This window comes from Allobosea sp. UC22_33, assembly GCF_042700715.1.
Classification (GTDB): Bacteria; Pseudomonadota; Alphaproteobacteria; order Rhizobiales; family Beijerinckiaceae; genus Allobosea.
The window spans coordinates 4,398,665-4,419,062 of record NZ_CP170556.1 but is presented as its reverse complement, the minus strand read 5'-3'; the positions used below and the strand labels follow the sequence as shown (position 1 = coordinate 4,419,062).

The window sequence follows — 20,398 nt, the reverse complement described above, 5'->3', positions numbered from 1 at the left end:
CGTGACGCGACAGCTATTTTGGCGCTTGGTAAGCTCGCTGCCGATCTTGTTTGGAGTGCTTTTGGCCGGTTTCCTGCTGCTGCAGGTGATTCCGACCGATCCGGCCACCATCATCGCCGGCCCCACCGGGACCGCGGCCGAGATCGATGCCATCCGGCGGCAGCTCGGCCTCGACGCCCCGATCTTGGTGCAGTTCTGGCTCTATATCTTGCGGGTTGCCCAAGGCGACCTCGGGCGCTCGATCATCAACAACGCCCCCGTTGCGGAGGAGCTCGCATCCGCACTCGGCCCGACCGTCGAGCTGATGTTCGCGAGCCTGATCTGGGCGGTGCCGCTGGGCATCCTGCTCGGCACACTGGCAGCGACACGGCGTGGAAAAGCGTTCGATCGGGCTGTCATGGCGTTGTCGGTGGCTGGCGTATCCGTCCCGGCGTTCTGGGTCGGCCTGCTCCTGCTGCAGTTTGCGGCCTATCGCTGGCAGTTGTTTCCGCTCCAGGGCCGCGGCGGGCCGCTCTGGACGCTGCGGGGACTGCACCATATCGCGCTGCCCGCCCTGATGCTGGGCATCATCTTCATCGGCCCGGTCGCACGGATGACGCGGACGGCCGTGGTCGAGGTCCTGGGGGCCGACTTCATCCGCACGGCCCGCGCCAAGGGGGCCTCCGAATTCCAGGTCATCACGCGCCATGCGCTGCGGACGGCGCTGATTCCGGTGGTGACGCTGATCGGCCTTCAGATTGGTTCGCTCCTCGGCGGCGCGGTCATCGCCGAGACGATCTTCTCCTGGCCCGGTGTTGGCAGGCTCGCGGTCGGCGCCATCGTCTCGAGTGATTTCCCCATGGCGCAGGGCGCGATTCTCGTCATCGCCTGCGGCTTCATCGTCGTGAATCTGGTCGTCGATACGCTGTATGGGCTCCTCGACCCACGCATCCGGAGTGGCGCGCGATGAGCACCCAAGTTTCAGCAACGACCGGCGCCGCCGAGCGCCGGTCGCGACCGGGCCTGCTCCGGCGCCTCGCCCGCGACCGCGTCGCCCTGTGTGCGCTCATCCTCCTGCTCGGCATCATCGCTGCGGCGATGTTCGCGCCGTTGCTGACGCCATACGATCCCTATCACACCAATTTGCGGCTCCGGCTCCGACCGCCGGGCGGCGATCATCTCCTTGGAACGGATTCACAGGGCCGCGACCTGCTCACCCGCCTGCTCTACGGCACGCGGACCACTCTCTTCCTGGGGTTTGCCGGTGTCGCCATTGGCAGCTTGATCGGAGGCAGCATCGGCCTGCTGGCGGCGTTCTATCGCCGGCTCGAAGGGCCGCTGATGCGTGTCGTCGATGTCATGCTGTCGTTTCCAGCGATCCTGTTTGGTCTTGCGCTGGCGGCGATGCTCGGCATCGGGATGGACAGTCTCGTGATCGCGCTCGGCTTGTCGGCTTCGCCCCGGATTGCCCGCGTCACCCGTGCCGCTGCCGCGTCGGTGATGCAGGCGGAATACATGGAAGCCGGCCGTGTCATAGGACTGTCCGACGCGGCGCTGATGCGCCGCTACCTCCTGCGCAACTGCGCGGCATCGATCGTCGTCTACTGCACCCTGCAGTTCGGCGAGACGATCCTGCTGGCCGCCGCACTCGGCTTTCTCGGCCTCGGGCTGCAGCCGCCGACGGCCGAGCTGGGCAGCATCGCGGCCGAGGGGCGGAGCTTCATTTTCCTGGCGCCGCATGTGTCGACCGCGGCGAGCCTGCTGATCTTCGTGATCGTGCTGTCCTGTAACGTGTTGGGGGATGCCTTCCGCGACCTCACGGATCCGAAGCTGCGGCGATGACGACAGAAGCACCCCTGATCGAAGTCCGCGGCTTGCGCGTATGCTTCAACACCTCCGCCGGCCAGGCGATAGCTGTCGATGCGGTCGACCTCGCCGTCGGTGTTGGGGAAACGCTGGCAATCGTCGGCGAGTCCGGCTCCGGCAAGAGCGTCATGTCGCTTTCGCTGTTGAGGCTGGTGCCGGAGCCGGGGGCCATCACGGCCGGCGAGATCTTGTTTCGTGGCGAGGATCTGCTTGCCAAACCGGCCGATGCAATGCGCCGCATTCGCGGCGGGCGCATCGGGATGATCTTCCAAGAGCCCAACACCTCGCTCAATCCGGTTCAGACGATTGGCGACCAGATTATCGAAGCCATCCAGCTGCACGAGCCGGCCAGCCGCGCCGCGGCGCATGCCAGGGCACTCGAAGTGTTGCAGCTGACCGGCATCCCCTCGCCGGAAGCGAGGATCAAGGCCTATCCGCACGAACTCAGCGGCGGCATGCGTCAGCGCGCCATGATCGCGATGGCGCTGGCCTGTCGGCCAGAACTCTTGATCGCCGATGAACCGACAACGGCGCTCGACGTCACGGTGCAGGCCCAGATTCTGGATCTGATGCGCGAGCTCAAGACCGAGACCGGTGCTGCCATTATCCTTATCACCCATGATCTCGGCGTGGTCGCCGAGATGGCCGACCGCGTCGCCGTGATGTATGCGGGGCGCATCGTCGAGACCGCTCCGGTCGGGGCCCTGTTCGAGAGTCCCGAGCACCCCTATACGGTCGGGCTGCTCAGCTCGATGCCGGCGATCGAAGGCGACGAGGAGCCGCTGATACCGATCGAGGGCGGCCCGCCCGATCCGCTGGCCCTGCCACCTGGCTGCGGTTTCCAACCGCGCTGTCCCTTCGCCATCGCCCGTTGCGGCACGCAGAGGCCGCCACTCCTTGCCGTGAGACCAGGGCATTCCTCGGCCTGTTGGCGCACGCCGCTGTTGGAAAGCCTTGCACAGGAAGGGCGGGCGTGATACCGATTGCGGATTCCACCACCCCACTTCTCACCGCTGACCGGCTGAGCAAGCAGTTCAGCGTCGCTGGCACGTGGCCCTGGCAGAAGCGGGTCCTGAGCGCGGTCAACGACATCAGCTTTTCGATCGCCCCAGGCGAGACGCTGTCCCTGGTCGGCGAGAGCGGCTGCGGCAAGTCGACGGCCGGGCGCATGCTGGTCGGGCTGACGACGCCCAGCAGCGGGCGCATCCTGTTCGAGGGGCGCGATGTCGCGGCGCTGTCGTCAAGGCAACGACACGATCTGCACCGCAATGTTCAGTTGATCTTCCAGGACCCGTACGGCTCCCTCAATCCACGGATGACCGTCGGCGACTTGATTGCCGAACCCGCCTTGTTGTTCGGCCTGGCCGACAAGCGCAGCGTGGCCGCCCGGGTCTCTGAATTGCTCGGACTGGTCGGCCTGGCGGACAGACATGCCGATCGCTACCCGCACGAGTTTTCTGGCGGCCAGCGTCAGCGGATCGGGATTGCGCGCGCACTTGCGGTCGAGCCACGGCTGATCGTCTGCGACGAGCCTGTTTCCGCACTGGATGTCTCCGTGCAGGCACAGATCGTCAACCTGCTGCGGAGCCTGCAGGATCGCCTCGGGCTGAGCTATCTCTTCATCTCCCACGGCCTTTCCGTCGTCCGCCATCTGAGCCACCGCGTTGCTGTGATGTATCTCGGCAATATCGTCGAGATCGGGCCGAAGGGCGCGATATTCGCTCGGCCCGCGCATCCCTACACGCAGGCGCTGCTGGCTGCCGCGCCCGTGGCGCGACCCGGCGCGCGCCGGGCGCGCGTGGTGCTGGCTGGAGATATGCCGAGCCCGCTAAATCCGCCCAGCGGCTGCCGCTTCCACCCGCGCTGCCCGTTCGCCATCGAGCGTTGCCAGCGTGAGATACCGACTCTTACTTCCGGTGAGGACGGGCGCTTGGTCGCCTGCCATCGCTGGCGCGAGCTCGCCGCGCACCCGGCCGAGGCCCCAAGCGTGCGGCACTCGCCGCGAACAGCACAATTGCTTGCGCTCTACCGCAATGCTGCGGCCGGCTCAGGCCATCGCATCGGGATCAGCTGAACATGCTGCCAATCAACATTGTCCAGATTCTCGACGGGCAGGACGCCCCGGACGGATTGCCGGCGGCGGTAGCGGACCGTCTGGCAGTTTTCCTTGCCGCACGCGGACGGCTCGTTCTGGTCGCAAGACGAGGGGATGCCGTTGTCGGACTTCTGGTTGGGCTCCGGCGCCGGACAACGGCGATGCTGCGCATCGTCTGGTTCTGGGTCGACCAGGCCGAGGCTGACGGCGATAGCCAGGAGGCTGGCCGCGCGCTGATCGCGGAGCTCGAGCGGATTTCGCTCGCAGGCGATGTCCTGGCCTGGCGGATTGCCAACACGACCGGGGAGGACGATATCCGGGCTGCCTTGCGAACGCTGGCCGGTATTGCGGCCGCGGAGCCGGGCTCCGTCTATTCCCAACGCAACCTGCGAAACGACGAGGTCCCGCCAAGGCCGCTGGCCCCACTCTACCCGCAATCCACTGGCTTCACCTGTGGTCCAGCCTCGCTGGCGATGGCTTTCGCCTGCTTTGAGCCCGATTTGCTTCTGGATCGCCAACTCGAGATCGCGTTGTGGCGCGAGGCCACGACGGTGATTGGCCTGGCCGGCCCCGGCGGATGCGATCCGTATGGCCTTGCCCTGGCGGTTGCGTCACGCGGCTATGCGTTGCGGCTGTTCATGAGCACGCCGGAGCCGACCTTGCTCGATCGCGGCAATACGGAAGCGAAGCGCGAGCTGATGACATTCGTCCAGGCCGAGTTCAAGAGCCGCGCGCTCGCATCCGGTATTCAGGTCGAACAGCGCGTTCTTGCTCTTGCCGAGATGCAGGACGCGATCGCCACCGGCGCCATCGCAGTGGTCTTGATCGATCAAGTTGAAACGCACGGCCGGACCGCGCCGCATTGGGTCGTCATCCACGCGGTGCGGGACGAGATCGTCCTGGTCAACGACCCGTGGATTGAAACGGACGCGCAGGAAACGGCGGCTGACGTTGTCGACCTTCCGATCCGCGCCTCGTCCTTGGAACGGATGGCTTGGTACGGCGAGCCAGCATACCGGGCAGCGCTCTTGATCGGGCGCAGAGAGTGAGCCGCCTTCCGTTTCCTCCGGGAAATCCGGTGTAGTCCCCGGCTACAACCGGGTTGAAATTCGTTCTGGCCCCTTGAGAGGACCAGAACATCAAGCGCCGCCGCTCCGCCCAAGGAGCCGATCATCGCGATGCCGCGCATCAGGCAGGCCAGCAAGCTATTAGGGTCGATACGCGGGCCTCTGCTTTAGCGGAGCCTTCGCGCGGCTGATGGCGCGGAGTTGCTGCGCGGCCACGTGATGCCGGAGAGCGCAACACCCAAGCTACGCATGATTGCAGGAATGCGTGCTCCCTCTAGGGGCCTTTCATAGAGATACCCTTGGGCGGAATCGCACCCTGTATCGCGAAGGCGCGCGGCCTGCTCAATAGTTTCGACCCCTTCGGCCGTCGTATGCATTCCCATTGCGTGAGCGAGGCTGACGATTGCCGTCACAATCGCGGTATCGCTCCCGTCGGTTATGACGTTGCGCACAAAGCTCTGGTCGATCTTTACGTGATCGACCGGGAACTGCTTCAGATGGAGCAGGGACGCGAAGCCGGTCCCGAAATCGTCGAGAGCTATCGAGACGCCGGCCTCGTGCAGCTCATTGAGGATCGATGAGGCTGCCGCCGTCCTACGTCCAAGGAACGCCGTCTCGGTAACTTCAACCTCGAAATGGACGGTCGGGACCTGTGCATCTTCCAGAATGCGGAGGATCCTGCTGGCGAGCTTCGGATCCGAAATCTCAGCTGTCGACAGGTTGACCGCAACGCGGCCGCATTCCAGGCCCAGATCCAGCCAGGATCGGATATCGGCAGCGACCTGGCGGATCATCTGATCTCCGAGGGCCAGCGAGATAGCCTGTTCAGAAAAGACCGAACCGAAATATGCGGGCGTCAGGATGCCTTTGATTGGATCCTTCCAGCGCGCGAGCGCCTCGAACCCGACGATCCCGGCTCCATTCAGTGATACCTTAGGCTGATAGAACGGCACGAACTGTTGAGCGGCGAGACCAATGCGCACATCGTGTGCGATAGTGACGCGCTGCTCCATCGTCTCGCGAGCAGCGCTTGTGTAAACTACCGCCTGGCTACGGCCCTGCTCCTTAGCCCGGTATAGCGCGATGTCGGCATCTTTCATCAGCTCAGCGGGCTCGCGATGATGCTCGGGGAAGGAAGCCAACCCAATGCTGACGGTCGTTGAGAGTGCTCGCGTTTCGTGCTGGAACGGAGCACGCAATGCCTCCACGATCTCTGCCGCCCGCGAAATCGCGTCCCGGCCCGTGCCTATCCCAGCGAGGATGATTGCGAACTCATCGCCGCCGAGGCGAGCGACCGTATCGTCCGTCCCTACGAATGTACTGAGCCTGAGCGCTGTTTCCTGAAGCAACAGATCTCCGACAGCGTGACCGAGCGTATCGTTGACGTCCTTGAAATCGTCGAGATCGAGCAGAAGCAGACCCACGCCGGAACCGGCGGCCTCCGCGCGCTCCAGCGCCTCGTTCAGGCGAACCTGGAAGAGCGCTCGGTTTGCGAGGCCAGTCAGCGGATCGTGATTGGCAGTTTGCCAGATCACGTCTTCGGCGGCTTTACGATCCGAGATGTCGAAGGTGAGTCCGATGAGCCGCTTCTCGTCCTTTCGCTCGGCCCGAAGTGCCAGCCATGTCTGCGCGCCTGAGGGGAGCAGGTAGCGCACCTCCGTTGCGCCGCTGCCGTTCACCATAACATCCTGCCAAAATGTCGTGATGTGCTCGTGATCTTGCGTTGGCACCCGCGCCATGAAATCCACAGACGGACCAGACGACAGTCCAAGCAACGTCATAGAATTTTCCGAACGGTCGACCCACTTGGTCTCAAGGTCGAGCTCCCAAGCTGCCATACGGCTTGCCCTAAGGGCGAGCCGTAGACGCTCCTCGCTTACACGGATCGCCGTCTCTGCGGCCTTGCGTACGGTGATATCGGTGAAGGTGCGCACCATCCCGCCGTTCGGGAGCCGGTTCGTCCGAACTTCTAGGACCGTTCCGTCTGGTCTCAGGCGTTCATAGTTCAAGATTTCAACGTTTATTCCTTCGTACTTGATAGCCTGGAGCAGCTTTTCTGTGACCGTACCGAACTCCCCCTGCTCCATCTGCCATCGCTTGACCGCTTCAAACGATGGATTCGAGCGCATTAGGTCTGCCGGCAAGCCCAGCAGGTCGATAACGCGTTGATTGCAAACGGCGACGTAGCCGTTTTCATCTACCATGAGGATCCCCTGATCCACATGCTCAAGGACAGCGCTCAATAATACACTGTCGACGGGGAACGATCGGTTCGCGCACTCGGTCGTCAAGTGTCCGTTCCTTGCCAGCCCTTAGCTGCCAAACAAGGTATGGTTGGGTACTTTCTAAAGTTTAAAAGGATGCGTGGCCTGCTGCCGGTTCTGCGGCGGCCAGTTTTGCCGAGGTGCAGGGTCTCTGCTTGGCGAGCATCAAGCCCAGTGCGATCGCCATGACTGACGACGAATGGCTTCGCAGCAGTTCGAGATCATCCGCGACTGGCCTGCCCCCATCAGGCGGCCCGTTCTAATCTAATGCATGGTGGGCTTGGCGGCCACGGTTGAGATGGCCGGCGAAGCGGATTGGGTTTGTGCAGCCGGCCACACCACAGCGGTCGGTGGTGGATCACTCGACGAAGTCGTAGGACCAGACATAGTTGGGATATTCCGGCCGAAGCCGGATGCATAATCCGTCATTCAGCCAGAGACGGCCTTTCTTCGGTTGCCTGGCCGGCACCTTCATCCCCGGTGCCGCAATCACGCTCGCGGTGACATCGTTCAAGCTTATTGGCGACGGACTACGGGACGCTTTGGATCCGAAACTTTAAGTCCGAACTCGCGCGGCCTGCCGACGCGGCCAACGTCCGCTTTCCAATATCCGGAGGTGGCGCGGCGGAGACCACTCTAGCGACTTTCGTCATCGTCCTTTCGGCGTGGTGGCCCGGCATTCCGCGATCATGGTTTCCCTCATCCAGCGATGAGCCGGGTCGGCATCCATGCGCGGGTGCCACATGGCTGAGACGGCGATGTCGGGCGTCCGGACAGGAAGATCGAACATGACTAGTTTTCCCGCCCGCGTTGCTTGATCATCGAGGCAGGAGGCCGGCACGAGCGCAACCAGATCCGAGCGGCCGGCGACCGTGAGCGTGTCGGGGAAGCCGGGCACGACCGCGACGACAGTGCGTTCTAGTCCCAGCTCGGCCAGGGCATCGTCGACCGGGCCGGTGAAGATCCCGCGGCGGGATGCCACGACATGCCGGCAGTCTGCATAGCGCTGCGGCGATAAAGGGCCGTCGAAGAGGGCGTGCCCGGCCCGCGCCACGCCGACGAAACGGTCTCGAAAGACGAGCTGAGCGCGGATTTCGGGGGCGAAGGCACCGAGCACGCCGAACTCGAGGTCGACCTCGCCATCCCGCAGTGGGCGTGCGTCCTTCTCGGGCTTCGGAGCGAAGCGCAGCCTGACGTGAGGAGCCGTCTTTACGACAGCCGCGATCAGAGGCGCGCAGAACAGCGCAATGAAGCCCTCGCTGGCGCGAATGGTGAAGGTGCGCGCCAAGGACGCGATGTCCGGGCTGTCATCCTGCGGGCTCAGCGTGGCGCGGACCTCGCGATTGAGCTCATGAACACGGTCGCGCAGGGCCATGGCGCGCGGCGTCGGCACCAATCCGCGGCCGGCTCGCACCAGCAGGGGGTCGCCCGTCGTCGCCCGCAACCGCGCCAATGTTCGGCTCATGGCGGAGGGGCTGAGCTTCAGGCGTGCCCCCGCCTTGGTGACGCTGCCTTCGGCCAGAAGCGCATCGAGCGCCGTCAGCAGGTTCAGGTCGAGATCGCTCATCCAGCGAGCTTATCCGGTCCGCCCGGACAAACATAGCGCCGAACGCAAAGATTGTTTGCAGGCCGTGCGTCTGGCGCCTTGTCGTTCAGGGGCGCATCTTTCGCAGACCGCCAAAGATGGAGGTTTCCATGAACGACCTGACTGTCAGAAGGAGAGAAATCATGACCATCGTCGCCGCCGCCGCCGTCACCGGGCCGTTTTCGACGCCCGTCAAAGCCGCAGAAGATGCTCGTCCCGTCATCCTGATCATCGGCGCCTCGCGCGGCCTTGGCCTGGCCATGGCCGCAGCGTTTCTGACGAAGGGCTGGAACGTCGTCGGAACCGTGCGGCGTGATCACACGGCGCTACACGATCTGGCCTCACAGAATCCGGGACGGGTCGAGATCGCCTATGTAGACGTCACCAGCCTCGAGCAGATCGCGGCTCTGCGCGAGCATTTGTCCAGCCACAGCTTCGCGATGCTTTTCCACAATGCCGGCACCGCCGATGCCAATCAGGACCAGAGCATCGCGCAGGTCTCCACGGAAGAGTTCGAGCGGGTCATGGTCACGAATGCGCTCGGCCCGCTGCGCGTGATCGAAAGCCTTGAGGATCTCGTCCCGCCGGATGGGTTGATCGGCGTGATGTCGTCAGGCCAGGGCAGCATCAGCGCCAATGAGAACGGCGGGCACGAGGTCTATCGCGGCTCCAAGGCGGCGCTCAACATGTATATGCGCAGCTATGCGGCCCGGCACGCCAGCGATCCCCGCCCGATGGTACTGATGGCCCCCGGCTGGGTGCGTACCGATCTCGGCGGACCGAAAGCGCCGCTCGCCATCGAAGACAGCATCCCGAAGGTGGTGAACGTGCTGCTCGCGCAGCGCGGCAGGCCGGGGTTGCGCTTCCTGGATCGGGAAGGCCGCACCGTAGCGTGGTGACGCCCCACCGCATCGTTTAGCCCATGCGGACCCATCATGGGAGAACGCCATGACACTGATCGGTATCGAAGAGCATGTTCTGACGCCTGAGGTCACCGAGGCCTGGCACGCGCTTGGCCTCGCTGCGGTCGATCCCAGCGTGGCGTTCCATCCAGCGCGATCGAGCGCCGGCTGCTGGATCTGGGCGAGGAACGGATCGCCCTGATGGATGAGGCCGGGCTGGATGTGCAGGTCCTGTCGCTGACCATCCTGATCACGCAGAGCCAGGTCGTAGCGGACGCGACCCGCTCGATCGGCGTCACGGACTGCGCTCACTCTCCGTCTTCCGGCGCTTGCAAGCCGGGCTAAACCCCGCTCTATCGTCACCCATGATGAGGACGCGGATTGGCGGGGCGATACTGTGACACAAGGCGACACTGCCTCCGCACCACTGTCACTTGCGGCGCTGGGCTGGACGGACTTCTTTGCGGATCAATGCGAACCAGATGACGCCTGCCTCCGGCCTGCGCGAATCGACTCCGTGCACCGCGCCCGCATGAGCGCAATCACGCCCGATGGGCCGATCAGGCTCAAGCTGCCGGTCCATACCAATACAGGCGACTTCACGGTGGGTGACTGGGTTCTGGTGGAGCCCGGCACACATCTGCTGCGGCGCCGGCTCGAGCGCGCGACGGTGTTGGCGCGGCGCATCGAGGGCAGCATGAAGCCGCAGCTTGCCGGGGCCAATATCGACACGCTGTTCATCGTCACCTCCTGCAATGCGGATTTCAACGTCGCTCGCCTCGAGCGCTACCTTGCGCTGGCCAATGAGAGCGGAGCCGAACCTGTCATCCTGCTGACCAAGGCCGATCTCGTGCCGGACGTGCAGCCCTATCTCGACCAGGCCGCCGCCCTGCAGCGCGGGCTGGCTGTTGCAACCGTCAATCCGCGCAGCTCTGACGTGGCGGCTGCGTTCGCGCCCTGGTGTGGTGAAGGCCGCACTCTGGCTCTGGTCGGTTCGTCGGGCGTCGGCAAATCAACGCTTGTGAACGCGCTTGCCGGCACCATCGAGGGCGAACCGCAGCAGACCGGCGATATCCGCGCCCACGACGCTAAGGGACGCCATACCACGACGTCGCGCTCGCTGCATGCGATTGCCAGCGGCGGCTGGGTGATTGATACGCCGGGCATGCGCACGCTCCATGTCAGCGATGCGGCGTCTGGTCTCGAAACGCTGTTCGCCGAGATCACGGAACTAAGTCCACTCTGCCGCTTCCGCGACTGCACCCATGAGCACGAACCCGGCTGCGCGGTCCAAGAGGCGGTCGCCAAGGGCGTGATCGACCCTGAGCGTCTGGCACGCTGGCGCAAGCTCGACTTAGAGAACAGGGCAAGGACACCGGAGGTGAAGCGGCCGAGGGGGAAGGGGCGGTAGGCGCGGCGTCTGATTCGGCCGAGCCCGAACCTCAGCCGCTCGCGCCTTTTTTCGCTGGGCGGGCTCGCCCTTTGCCGCGGTGTCCCAGCTCTGGATGATTGATTGACGTGTTGGCCCGTCCAGGACGTCTCTGGGTGCCGCGGTTACAGCGCCCCTTCCACCACCTCGTCGGTCCAGACCTTGAACCCCGTCAGAGTGTTCGGCCCGAACGTGGTGGCGATGGCGACATCGGCGGCGTCACGGCCGCGCGCGATCAGCACACGGCCAATGCGCGGCACGTTGTTGCGCGGATCGAACATCTGCCAGCCGCCTTCGAGATACGCTTCGAAGGACGCCGCGAAATCGCCGGGTGGATAAGGCGGAGGCGTACCGACATCGCCGAGGTAGCAGGTGCAGTAGCGAGCCGGGATGTTCATCGCCCGGCAGAAGGCGATGGCGAGATGGGCGTAGTCGCGGCAGACGCCGCGGCCTTCGCGGTAGGCGTCGGACGCTGTGCGTGTCACGCTGGCGTCGTTGTAGTCGAAGGTGATGCGCTGGTGGACGAAATCGCAGATCGCCTGAACGCGCGGCGCGCCCGGCTGGGTATGCCCGAAGAGCTGCCAGGCGAGATCCAGCATGCGGTCGCTGTCGCAGAAGCGGCTCGCCAGCAGAAAGACGAGGCTCTCCTCCGGCAGCCGTTCGACCGGCACTTGGCCAGCATGGCGGTCATGGCTTTCGGGCAGGCCGCTATCGGAGATGATCGCGTCGGCTGTGATCCGCATCAGCCCCTGCGGCGCCAGCAGCCGCGTGCACCAATTGCCGAAGCCGTCACGATAGGCACTGACGGGAACTGAAGGCTGGATGCGGATATGGTCTGGTTGGGCTAGGTCCGATACCCGGCTGAAATGCACGTTCAGCATCAGGATGACGGGTGTCGGTTGCGGGAAATCGTAGTCGAGCTGGTAGCCGATCCTGAGTTTCACGTGATGCCTTCTGCGCGGTGATCGCGCGAACATTGGCTGGCCGGTAGACCTGCCAGATCATCATGCATGTTCCTGGCCACGGCGATATAGGCTGCGCTTGATCGCATATGCAGGGGCAGGCCCAGCCCAATGTCCGCTTTCAGGCGGCCTGGCAAGGTCAGGTCATGGCGCGATCCGACCGAGGAGAGCAAACCTTGCAATCCGTTGCCAGATGGCTCAACCACCCGTCAAACGTGCATCGGATTTCGATCTGCTCCTGCAAGGAAAAAGCCGCAATGTCGATCACCGCGCCTTCGGCGCTGGAGAAAACAGCGATCGGCGCGAATACGAGAGCAACGCAAGCCGCGGGTATGCATTTAGCGAACCGGCGCCTGGTAGCCCGCTGGAACCAGTTCGGCTGCGAGATTTCGGACGGATTGCCGGATCCCCTCGAACATCGCGAAATTGACACGGCTGGCCGCGACGAAGATGCCGAGCTTGCGATTGGGCGCAAGCACGACATAGGTCATGAAGCCGCCGAGGCCCCCGCTCTTGCCGAGCAGCAGCGGTACGCCGTCGCGCGCGCGGCTGACGACCCAGCCAAGCCCCATGCCTTCCGAATCCGTGACCTCGACCCCGACAGCACGGCGCAAGCCGTCATGCGGGCGCCAGAGCGCATGGGCCAGCGCCATCGTCGGCTGAGCCTCGCCTGAAAGATGCCAGCGCATCCAGCGCGCCATGTCGTCGGCCGTCGAGTAGAGCCCGCCGCTGGCCGCCATGATGGGCGTCGCCTCCCAGTTCGGATCGGGATTGCCCAGCGGGTCGAGCCCTGTCATCAGGCGCGGCTTCTGCGCTTCCGAAAGCCGAGCGACCGTATCGGCCATACCGAGCGGCGCGGTAATCCTCTCGCGGAGCAGATCGGGGAAGGATTTGCCACCGGCCCGTGCGAGAGCCTCGCCAAGCAACCCGAAGCCGACATTGGAATAAAGCGCGGTCGTGCCCGGTGCGTAGGCCGGTGCGTTCTGTCGCATCCAGCTCCAGTAATAATCCGCCCTGTAGGCGGCAAACGGATTGCCTTCGCCCTTCACGTCCGGATCGGACAACTCCCGCGGCAGTCCCGCCGAATGTGTCGCGAGATCCAGCAGGGTGAAGGGCTTACCGCCGAAGGATTTCACGCTGCTGCCGGTCGGCGCGTAGCGGGTGAACGGGTCGCTCAGACCGATGCGGCCTTGTGCCGCCATATCCGCCAGGAGATCGCCCGTGAGCACTTTCGAGATCGAACCGAGCCGCAGGATCGAGCCCCCGTCCGGCTCGACCTTGCTGCCCGGCGCGGTCTCGCCGACTCCGACGATCTCGGTCTCGTCACCATGGACGACGGCGACGATCAGGCCGGGCGCCCCAGCATTCAGGAACATCGCCGTGGCGGCCATGGAGACGGCATCGCGCAAGGCGAGATCCTTGGGCTGCGCGCCGGCCGTCGCCGTCAGGATGTGAAGCGCTGCCAGAGCGCCGACCGTCTTGCCGATGAATGTCATGATCGCTCCGCTTCATTCTGAGGTTCTGCTGGGTACAAGCCCTAGAACCGGTAGGCCGCGCGCAGGGTCGCCGACTGGTCGAGATAGCGGCTGGCGGCGCGCGTCGTGTATTCGGCGCGGAGCTCGAAGCCCTTCGCGGAGACCAGTTCGAAGCCGGCCGAGACGTTGCCATAGGTATTCGGCAGCCCGGTCTGGAGGGTGAAGGGAGCGGCCGCGAAACCGGCGAGATGCAGCTTCGAGGTCCAGTCGCTGGTCGGCAGGATGCTGACGCCCGCCGAGAGATAGGAGCGCAGCGTCATGCCGTTCAGATCGTGACGCGCGCCGATCTCCAGGCTCGGCGTCGCCATGACGGTGAAACGGTCGCTGCGATGAACCGCGAGATCGAACCAGCCGGCCCCGCTTTCGCGATGGCCGCGCTGCACCGTGTAGTTGAGATCGAGATCGACGAAGGGCTTGGCGTACCAGCTCCCGAAATCCATCTGGTAGGCGGCCCGCAGGCGGCCGCCGCCGAAATCGAGCTGCGGCTCGCCCGTGGCCACCCCTCCCGGCGTCCGCCGCGACGTCTTCGCCATGTCTCGGCCGACCTGCACCGCCGCGGCGAACTGCCAGGGGCCGAGCTGGTGTTTCAACGTGAGACCGCCAATGAAACTGTCATTGTCGATCGTCGAGCCCGCCGTCGTGCTGGTCCGACCGAAGCCATAGCTCGCCGCCCCGCCGAGGAACCAGCCCGGCGCGAACTCTCGCTGCGCCCCGAGGCTCAGCGTGGTCTGCCTGATCCGAAAGCCGCTATCGTTGGCGCTGCTGCCGCGACGCATCCAGTTCGAGCCGATCCGCGCCCAATTGCAGTCCCCCTCGACGAGCGCCGCGCCAGGCCCCGTGAAGGCTGGGCAGCTCATCAGCCGGTTGAAGAAGCCGAACGATTCGTTGATCTGGTTGGCGGACCGTGCACCGGCGCCGTCATTGGCGATCGCATCGACGACGCTGCCGTGATGCGCGAGCGACTCGACGCTCGTGAAAGCATCGAACAATGCGCCTGCACGCGTATCGCCGCTGTCCCACAGCGTCTGGATATGCCGCGCGACACGCGACCGGTCGGCGCTCAGGCCGCCATTGGCCAGGCCGAAATGGCCGTCGACCGTCAGGAACAGGTCGCGCCCGTCCGGGCTCTGGTGAAGCCTGTAGCTATAGGCGGTCGTTCCGCTTTTGAGCGAGAAGGTACCGGTCGGCCGATCGTCGAAATGTGCGACCTGCAGCGACACGCCCGGCCGCGGATTCTGGAGCAGCGGTTCGAGCTGGCCGGCCAGCGACGGCGCGGTGCCCGAGCTTGCGACAGAGATCATGTCGGCGGTGCCGGCGCCGAAATTGACGTCGGCCTGGTAGATTCCGCCCGGGCGCTGCTGGAAGACACTTGCGATGCGCGTCGTCGCGATGCTGCCGCCGCCTGCCACCGCTCCGCCCGGATTGATCGTGCCGGAGTTGAACAAACGCGTCTGATATTGCGCACCCATCGCAAGGACGCCGCCGGGACGGTTGTCGACATCGCTATTGAACGGATCCCCGGTGGTGAGGATATCGCCGATCATGGTTCCGCTGTTGCTGATCGACAGGCCGCCATTCGTCGAACGCCCGGCCACCTTGCCGCGGATCACGCCGGCATTGTCGACGCGCGTGGCGAACTCGCTGATCGCGAGGATCGCCGCATCCTCCTCGCTGGTCACATGCGCCCCGGAAGCAATGCTGATCGCGATCGGCGTCGAGCGATTGTTCAAGTCGGGGCTGGCGCTCATGCTGACAGCAACGATCGCCGGCGCCCCCACCCCGCCCGCATACACGACAGCATCGCGCCCGACGGTGATCTCGACCTTGCCGCCCTTGGTGTTTGTGCCCCAGTCGCCCCGGTTCGCCGCGAGCAGGATGCCGCCGTCCTTGAGGATCGCACCGCCACCCAGGCTCATCGCCACGATGGCAGGTGCGCGAGCGCCAAAGCTCGCGACCCAGCCATTGTCGCCGACGGCGACCTTCACCGCGCCCCCATTGCCGCCGGCGCCTTCGACATTGCTTGGCGCAGACCGGACCAGCCCGGTCTCGTAGGATATCGACGACAGGTCGCCGGCGATGCCGCCACCACCGCCAACGCTTTGCGCCAGGATGCCGATGGAGCCCTGTCCATAGGTTTCGACCGATCCGTCGACCCTGGCGCTGACCGCGCCTCCGTCGCCATAGGTCACCGAGCCGAAGAGAGAGACCGGATTGAGGGTGACGAGGCCCGGTTGCGTCGTCAGCGCGGCAACGCCCCCGCCGGCGCCGACGCTCTGGGCGACGATGCCATGCGCCGCCTTGCCCGTGGTGGCGAGATCGCCACCCTTGCCCAGAGCGACGGCGACGTCCTGACCGTCTCCGAGCGCGCCGTGCGTGGCATTGAGGGTGAGCGTCATCGGAAAGGCGAGCGCGCCCTGCGTAGCCGCCGTCGCGACATAACCACCTCCGGCGCCGACACTCTGAGCGAGAACGCCGAAGGCAAGGTCGCCGGAGGTCCTGACCAGGCCGTCGATATCGACCTTGACCTTGCCGCCATCGGCCCGGCCATGCCCGGTTTCCGCTCCAAGCGCGATGTCATGCGAACCGGCGGCGGGACGGTCGAACACCAGGCTCGCTGCGCCGCCGCCGCCGCCGATGCTCTGGGCCATGATTGCGTGCGACAGCAGGCCCGAGGTTTCGATTCGGCCGCTCGACCTGACGAAGACATGGCCGCCATGCCCGTTCGCCCCGAAGGCACCGACCTTGGTCGCACCGCTGAGCGAGATGGGATTGTTGCAGAGGCCGGCACCGCCGCCGAAACGGGACGCACTGCGCCCACCGCCGCCCCCGACGCTCTGGGCGAGGATGCCGGCCGAGTCCACGCCAAATGTGCCGATCCGCCCGCGGTTCTCGATCACGATCGCATAGTCGGTGGAATCGTTGGCGACGCGCAGCTCGCCGCCACCATCACCGCCGGCTCCGCCCCCGCGGCCGAGGTTAAGGCCGATATTCAGGGACTGGTTGCCGAGCACCGTATGGCTGCTGCCGGCATTGCCGCCGCCGCCGCCGACCGTCTGGGCGAAGATGCCCGGAGCCTGGTCGCCATGGGTCGCGATCTCGCCGCTATTGACGATCTCGACATGGCCGGCGTTGCCGCCGCTGCCGCCGGCACCGCCGACATTGAAGGAGAGGCTCGCCCCGCCTTGTCCCTGCAGGAGCGGCACCGCGTCGAGCAGCGCACGCAGAAAGGTCGTGCGCATGTTGGCATCGGAGAACAGGTCCTTGGCGATGTCCTCGACATTGCGGCCGACGCTGCCGCCATTGCCGCCTCCGCCGCCGATGCTCTGCGCGAAGATGCCGGCCGCTCCGGCGCCGCCCGTCTGGATCGTGCCGCTATTGACGATCCTAACTGCGCCGCCATCGCTGGAGCCGCCGCCACGCCCGCCGAGATTGAGATTGAGGCCGAAGGTCTCGGGGAACTGCCGGAAATTCGCGCCGGCAGCGGCGAGCGTTCCGAGCGCATCGACCAGGGTCGTCGTCAGCGTGCTGATCGAATGGGAATCGACGCTGCCGCCATTGCCGCCGCCGCCGCCGATGCTTTGCGCCACGATGGCATGCGCGCCGGTTCCTGCCGTCCGCAGCGTCCCGGCATTGTCGATCGCGACCGTGCCGCCATGGCTGCCGCTGCCGCCATTGCCGCCGACCGTGACATTGCTGGTGAAGGAGGGCGTGAACTGGCTCGTCACCCATTTGTCTGCCGAGACCGCGCGCAGCGTGCTGATCAGGCGGAAGAGTGCGCTGATGTCACCGCCGATCGCGGATGCCAACGAATTGCCGGTCAGCCGCTCCGCATTGCCGCCGTCGCCGCCGCCTCCGCCGATGCTCTGCGCGAAGATCCCGTAGGACATCTCGCCGCTCGTCGAGATGGTACCGCGATTGGCGATCGTGACCGCGCCGCCGTGATTGCCGCTTCCGCCGGTGCCGCCGATCGTGATCGCGGCGGTCCCACGCTGCGACGGGCTGGTCTTGCCCTGGGAGCTTCCGCCCGCCCCGCCGCCACCGCCGACGCTCTGGGCATAGATGCCGGCCGCGGCGATGCCCGTACTGGTGATCGTCCCCTCGTTGCTGAGGACGACGCCGCCGCCGATCGCACCGAGGCCACCATGCCCGCCGACCGAGGTCGCGACCCCGAACGTCGTCGGCACAGCCTGCGGCGTTCCTTCCGGCAGGGGCACGATCTGCGCGCCGCTGACCTCGGCCAGGGCACTGCCGCCGACACCGCCGCTGCCACCGATGCTCTGCGCGATGATCCCCCGCGCATTGTCGCCCCCGGTGACGATCGCGCCCTTGTTCAGGACGTTGACCGTACCGCCCAAGCCGCCGATGCCGCCTGCCCCGCCAACGGCGACGCCGGTGGTGAATTGCGAGGCTGCGAGCAGGGTCAGGCTCTGCGTGGCGGTGGAGCCGCCGATGCCGCCGCCACCGCCGACACTCTGTGCGACCAAGCCATGCGCGCCGGCGCCCGCTGTCCGGATCGCGCCCAGTTGCTGAACGTCGACGCTGCCACCGGCCCCACCACTGCCGCCGGCCCCGCCAACCGCGACGCTCAGCGCCGCCGCCGCCGGCCCTGTCGGACTGCCGCTGATCGGGACGCCCACGGTGAGCTGCCTCGTCCAGACCGAACCGCCATTGCCGCCGCCACCGCCGATGCTCTGGGCCGTGACACCGATGCTCTGCGCGCCGGCCGTCGTCACCTCGCCATCGTTGATAAGGCTGGCGGTGCCGCCATTGCCGCCGCTGCCGCCGCTGCCGCCGATATTGACGCCGACATTGAGACCGACTCCGATCGCGATCAGATTCGCGGTGCCGCCAGTGCCGCCACCCCCGCCGATGCTCTTGACGCTGATGCCGGTGGCATTGGCACCGAAGGTCGCGACCATGCCGCTATTGCCGACCGAGACGGCGCCACCCGAGCGGCCGCCGCCACCGCTGCCGCCAAGGCTGACGCCGAGCGGCCCGACGCTGATGGCGCGCGCGATACCGGCATCGCCGCCGCCGCCGCCGATCGACATGGCGTCGATTCCCGTGCCAAAGGCGCCATGGGTAGTTACGCTGCCGGAACCCGCATTCCTCACCGAGACGGGGCCGCCATCACCGGCATTGCCGCCGCTGCCTCCGGCGGAGACGAAGCCGCCCTGCGTGCTGCCGCCGGTGGCACCGCCGCCGCCGATGCTGTGCGCGACGATGCCCTTGGCGTTTTCGTTGTTCTCCGGCGCGTCGCCACCGGCGCTGATCGCGCCCGCATTGGTGATGCTGATCGCAGCATCGCTGCCGCCGCTGCCGCCATTGCCGCCGCTCGACCAGATCACGCCGTGGTCGTTACCGCCGGCACCGCCCCTTCCGCCGGTGGCGAAGGCGCCGATGCCATAGCTGTCGCGGCCGATCGTGGTGATGCCGATCGCGTTCGAGATGGTGATCCGGCCAGTGCCGCCGCCATTGCCACCGTCATAGCCTTCCGGCCCTGCGACATGTCCCTTGCTGCCATCGCCGCCGTTGCCGCCGATACTTGTGGCACGGACGCCGAAGGCGCCGTCTCCTGTCGCCGTGATATGCGAAGCGGGGTCGCGCAGGATGATGCTTATGTCGCCGCCCTGGCCGCCGGCGCCGCCGGCACTGCCGGAGCTCAACGGCCCCGCCGGCAACCCGGAGCCGCCATGCCCGCCGATGCTGCTGGCCGCGATGCCGCCGGTCGTCGTCGTCAGCACGCCGCTGAAGGTCAGGTCGATCCGCCCGCCGGCACCGCCGAGACCCGACTCGCCATCATAATTGGGATTGACGCTGTTGCCGCGGCCGCCGCCGCCATTGCCACCGCTTGAGGCGAGGCCAATCGCGGCTCCGACCATGCTCGGCCCCTGAACCGTGATCGCACCGGCTGATATCGTCGAAGCGATATCGCCGCCGCGCCCGCCGTCACCGGCCTTCTCGTTGACGGCCAGATGGCGCGCCGCCGCATCGAAGGCCGAACCGCCCACCGTCGTCGCCCACAGGAAATGGCCCATGACGGTCGCGTTGGAAATGGTCAGATCCGTCGTCAGCTTTCCACCATGGCCGGCCTGGCCATAGCTGTGACCGCCGGTGACGATGCTCGTCGCTCCGCCATTGCCGCCGAGCGATATCAGCGTCAGCCCAGGCGCGAGCAGGCTGAAGGAAGGGGCGGAGGGAATCTGCGGTGTCGGGCGTGCGATGACCGTGATCGCACCGCCGTCGCCACCATTGCCGCCCCAATGGTTGTGGCGGTCCGAGCTTTCGCCGCCCTTGCCCCCGTTGCTACGCAGCAGGACGCCTGTAAGGCCGTGAACGGTCGAGCTCAGCCCATGTGCTGGAAGCTGGGTGGTGATGTCACGCCCCGACTGGCCGTTCTCACCGTTGTCGTTGTGATTACCGGCCGATTTCCCGTCACGGCCGCCCGTGCCCGAATAGTCGACGCAAATGACGGCGTCCGAGGGGCAGCTCTGGGCGAGCGCGGGCCTGCCGGCGAGAAGGTCGGCAGCCGCGATCAAGGCCAGACCGGAAACGGAACAGGACAGCCAGCGCGACGAAAGACCGAAGCTCCTGCCCATCACGGCCCCCTGGAAACGCCCGCCCAATGCTGGAGTTTCCGTGAATGGAGGCAAGCGAAGCCAAAACTGGCAATCCGATTTCGACCGATCGCCGACTGGTGTCGACGAATCGACA

Annotated in this window: 14 protein-coding genes and 2 pseudogenes; 10 read left to right on the top strand and 6 right to left on the bottom strand. The window is 65.9% G+C overall.

Features of this window, described 5'->3' with window-relative positions:
• Position 1: 1 nt before the first annotated feature.
• The 5 genes from ACFJGT_RS21385 to ACFJGT_RS21365 are packed head-to-tail and all read left to right on the top strand — an operon-like array spanning position 2 to position 4,989.
• Entirely contained in the window at positions 2–949 is a 948-nt protein-coding gene (locus ACFJGT_RS21385) for an ABC transporter permease (protein ID WP_377842117.1), read from the top strand.
• Positions 946–1,821, top strand: coding sequence for an ABC transporter permease (locus ACFJGT_RS21380; protein ID WP_377842114.1), 876 nt, complete (start codon positions 946–948; stop codon positions 1,819–1,821). Before ACFJGT_RS21385 ends, ACFJGT_RS21380 begins: the two co-directional genes overlap by 4 nt.
• Complete coding sequence (locus ACFJGT_RS21375) at positions 1,818–2,822, top strand: ABC transporter ATP-binding protein (protein ID WP_377842112.1); 1,005 nt, start codon at positions 1,818–1,820, stop codon at positions 2,820–2,822. The genes ACFJGT_RS21380 and ACFJGT_RS21375 overlap by 4 nt, the downstream gene beginning before the upstream one ends.
• A 5-nt stretch (positions 2,823–2,827) precedes the next feature.
• Positions 2,828–3,919: an ABC transporter ATP-binding protein gene (locus ACFJGT_RS21370; RefSeq protein ID WP_377849034.1), complete on the top strand. Its 1,092-nt coding sequence runs from the start codon at positions 2,828–2,830 to the stop codon at positions 3,917–3,919.
• 2 nt (positions 3,920–3,921) lie between these two features.
• On the top strand, positions 3,922–4,989 hold the full coding sequence (locus ACFJGT_RS21365; RefSeq protein ID WP_377842109.1) for a peptidase C39 family protein: 1,068 nt from the start codon (positions 3,922–3,924) through the stop codon (positions 4,987–4,989).
• Between the two features lie 185 nt (positions 4,990–5,174).
• Here the strand turns inward: ACFJGT_RS21365 and ACFJGT_RS21360 are convergent, their stop codons facing one another.
• Complete coding sequence (locus tag ACFJGT_RS21360) at positions 5,175–7,298, bottom strand: putative bifunctional diguanylate cyclase/phosphodiesterase (RefSeq protein WP_377842107.1); 2,124 nt, start codon at positions 7,296–7,298, stop codon at positions 5,175–5,177.
• Positions 7,299–7,632: 334 nt separating this feature from the next.
• Positions 7,633–7,749 (bottom strand): annotated as a pseudogene (locus tag ACFJGT_RS21355) (IS3 family transposase); the annotation flags it as partial.
• Here ACFJGT_RS21355 and ACFJGT_RS21350 point away from each other — a divergent pair.
• Positions 7,745–7,831, top strand: a pseudogene (locus ACFJGT_RS21350) (peptide ABC transporter permease); the annotation flags it as partial. The pseudogenes ACFJGT_RS21355 and ACFJGT_RS21350 sit on opposite strands and share 5 nt — an antisense overlap.
• A gap of 89 nt (positions 7,832–7,920) precedes the next feature.
• Here the strand turns inward: ACFJGT_RS21350 and ACFJGT_RS21345 are convergent.
• A complete protein-coding gene (locus ACFJGT_RS21345; RefSeq protein WP_377842105.1) occupies positions 7,921–8,838 on the bottom strand; it encodes a LysR family transcriptional regulator in 918 nt (305 codons plus the stop codon).
• Positions 8,839–8,966: 128 nt separating this feature from the next.
• On the opposite strand from ACFJGT_RS21345, the gene ACFJGT_RS21340 reads away from it, so the two are divergent.
• From ACFJGT_RS21340 to rsgA, 4 genes are read left to right on the top strand one after another with little or no spacing between them, the layout of a single operon-like run.
• Positions 8,967–9,755 carry an SDR family NAD(P)-dependent oxidoreductase gene (locus tag ACFJGT_RS21340; RefSeq protein WP_377842102.1) on the top strand — a complete coding sequence of 263 codons (789 nt, stop codon included), beginning with the start codon at positions 8,967–8,969 and terminating at the stop codon, positions 9,753–9,755.
• Positions 9,756–9,804: 49 nt separating this feature from the next.
• Complete coding sequence (locus ACFJGT_RS21335) at positions 9,805–9,960, top strand: hypothetical protein (RefSeq protein ID WP_377842099.1); 156 nt, start codon at positions 9,805–9,807, stop codon at positions 9,958–9,960.
• Positions 9,960–10,103 (top strand): hypothetical protein, encoded by a 144-nt coding sequence (locus ACFJGT_RS21330; RefSeq protein WP_377842097.1) that lies wholly within the window; start codon positions 9,960–9,962, stop codon positions 10,101–10,103. The genes ACFJGT_RS21335 and ACFJGT_RS21330 overlap by 1 nt, the downstream gene beginning before the upstream one ends.
• A gap of 52 nt (positions 10,104–10,155) precedes the next feature.
• Complete coding sequence (gene rsgA / locus ACFJGT_RS21325; protein ID WP_377842095.1) at positions 10,156–11,169, top strand: ribosome small subunit-dependent GTPase A; 1,014 nt, start codon at positions 10,156–10,158, stop codon at positions 11,167–11,169.
• Positions 11,170–11,312: 143 nt separating this feature from the next.
• On the opposite strand, the gene ACFJGT_RS21320 is transcribed toward rsgA, so the two are convergent.
• The 3 genes from ACFJGT_RS21320 to ACFJGT_RS21310 all read right to left on the bottom strand — a co-directional run bounded on the left by ACFJGT_RS21320 (position 11,313) and on the right by ACFJGT_RS21310 (position 20,283).
• A complete protein-coding gene (locus tag ACFJGT_RS21320) occupies positions 11,313–12,131 on the bottom strand; it encodes a transglutaminase family protein (RefSeq protein ID WP_377842087.1) in 819 nt (272 codons plus the stop codon).
• A gap of 356 nt (positions 12,132–12,487) precedes the next feature.
• Complete coding sequence (ampH, locus tag ACFJGT_RS21315) at positions 12,488–13,645, bottom strand: D-alanyl-D-alanine-carboxypeptidase/endopeptidase AmpH (RefSeq protein WP_377842084.1); 1,158 nt, start codon at positions 13,643–13,645, stop codon at positions 12,488–12,490.
• A 41-nt stretch (positions 13,646–13,686) separates the two neighbouring features.
• Positions 13,687–20,283 (bottom strand): hypothetical protein, encoded by a 6,597-nt coding sequence (locus ACFJGT_RS21310; protein WP_377842082.1) that lies wholly within the window; start codon positions 20,281–20,283, stop codon positions 13,687–13,689.
• Positions 20,284–20,398: the final 115 nt, after the last annotated feature.

Coding starts and splice junctions, on each gene's coding strand:
- ACFJGT_RS21375 (WP_377842112.1), top strand. CDS start 1,818: ATGACGACAGAAGCACCCCTGATCGAAGTCCGCGGCTTGCGCGTATGC.
- ACFJGT_RS21340 (WP_377842102.1), top strand. CDS start 8,967: ATGAACGACCTGACTGTCAGAAGGAGAGAAATCATGACCATCGTCGCC.
- ACFJGT_RS21365 (WP_377842109.1), top strand. CDS start 3,922: ATGCTGCCAATCAACATTGTCCAGATTCTCGACGGGCAGGACGCCCCG.
- ACFJGT_RS21335 (WP_377842099.1), top strand. CDS start 9,805: ATGACACTGATCGGTATCGAAGAGCATGTTCTGACGCCTGAGGTCACC.
- ACFJGT_RS21330 (WP_377842097.1), top strand. CDS start 9,960: ATGGATGAGGCCGGGCTGGATGTGCAGGTCCTGTCGCTGACCATCCTG.
- ampH (WP_377842084.1), bottom strand. CDS start 13,645: ATGACATTCATCGGCAAGACGGTCGGCGCTCTGGCAGCGCTTCACATC.
- ACFJGT_RS21310 (WP_377842082.1), bottom strand. CDS start 20,283: ATGGGCAGGAGCTTCGGTCTTTCGTCGCGCTGGCTGTCCTGTTCCGTT.
- ACFJGT_RS21345 (WP_377842105.1), bottom strand. CDS start 8,838: ATGAGCGATCTCGACCTGAACCTGCTGACGGCGCTCGATGCGCTTCTG.
- ACFJGT_RS21380 (WP_377842114.1), top strand. CDS start 946: ATGAGCACCCAAGTTTCAGCAACGACCGGCGCCGCCGAGCGCCGGTCG.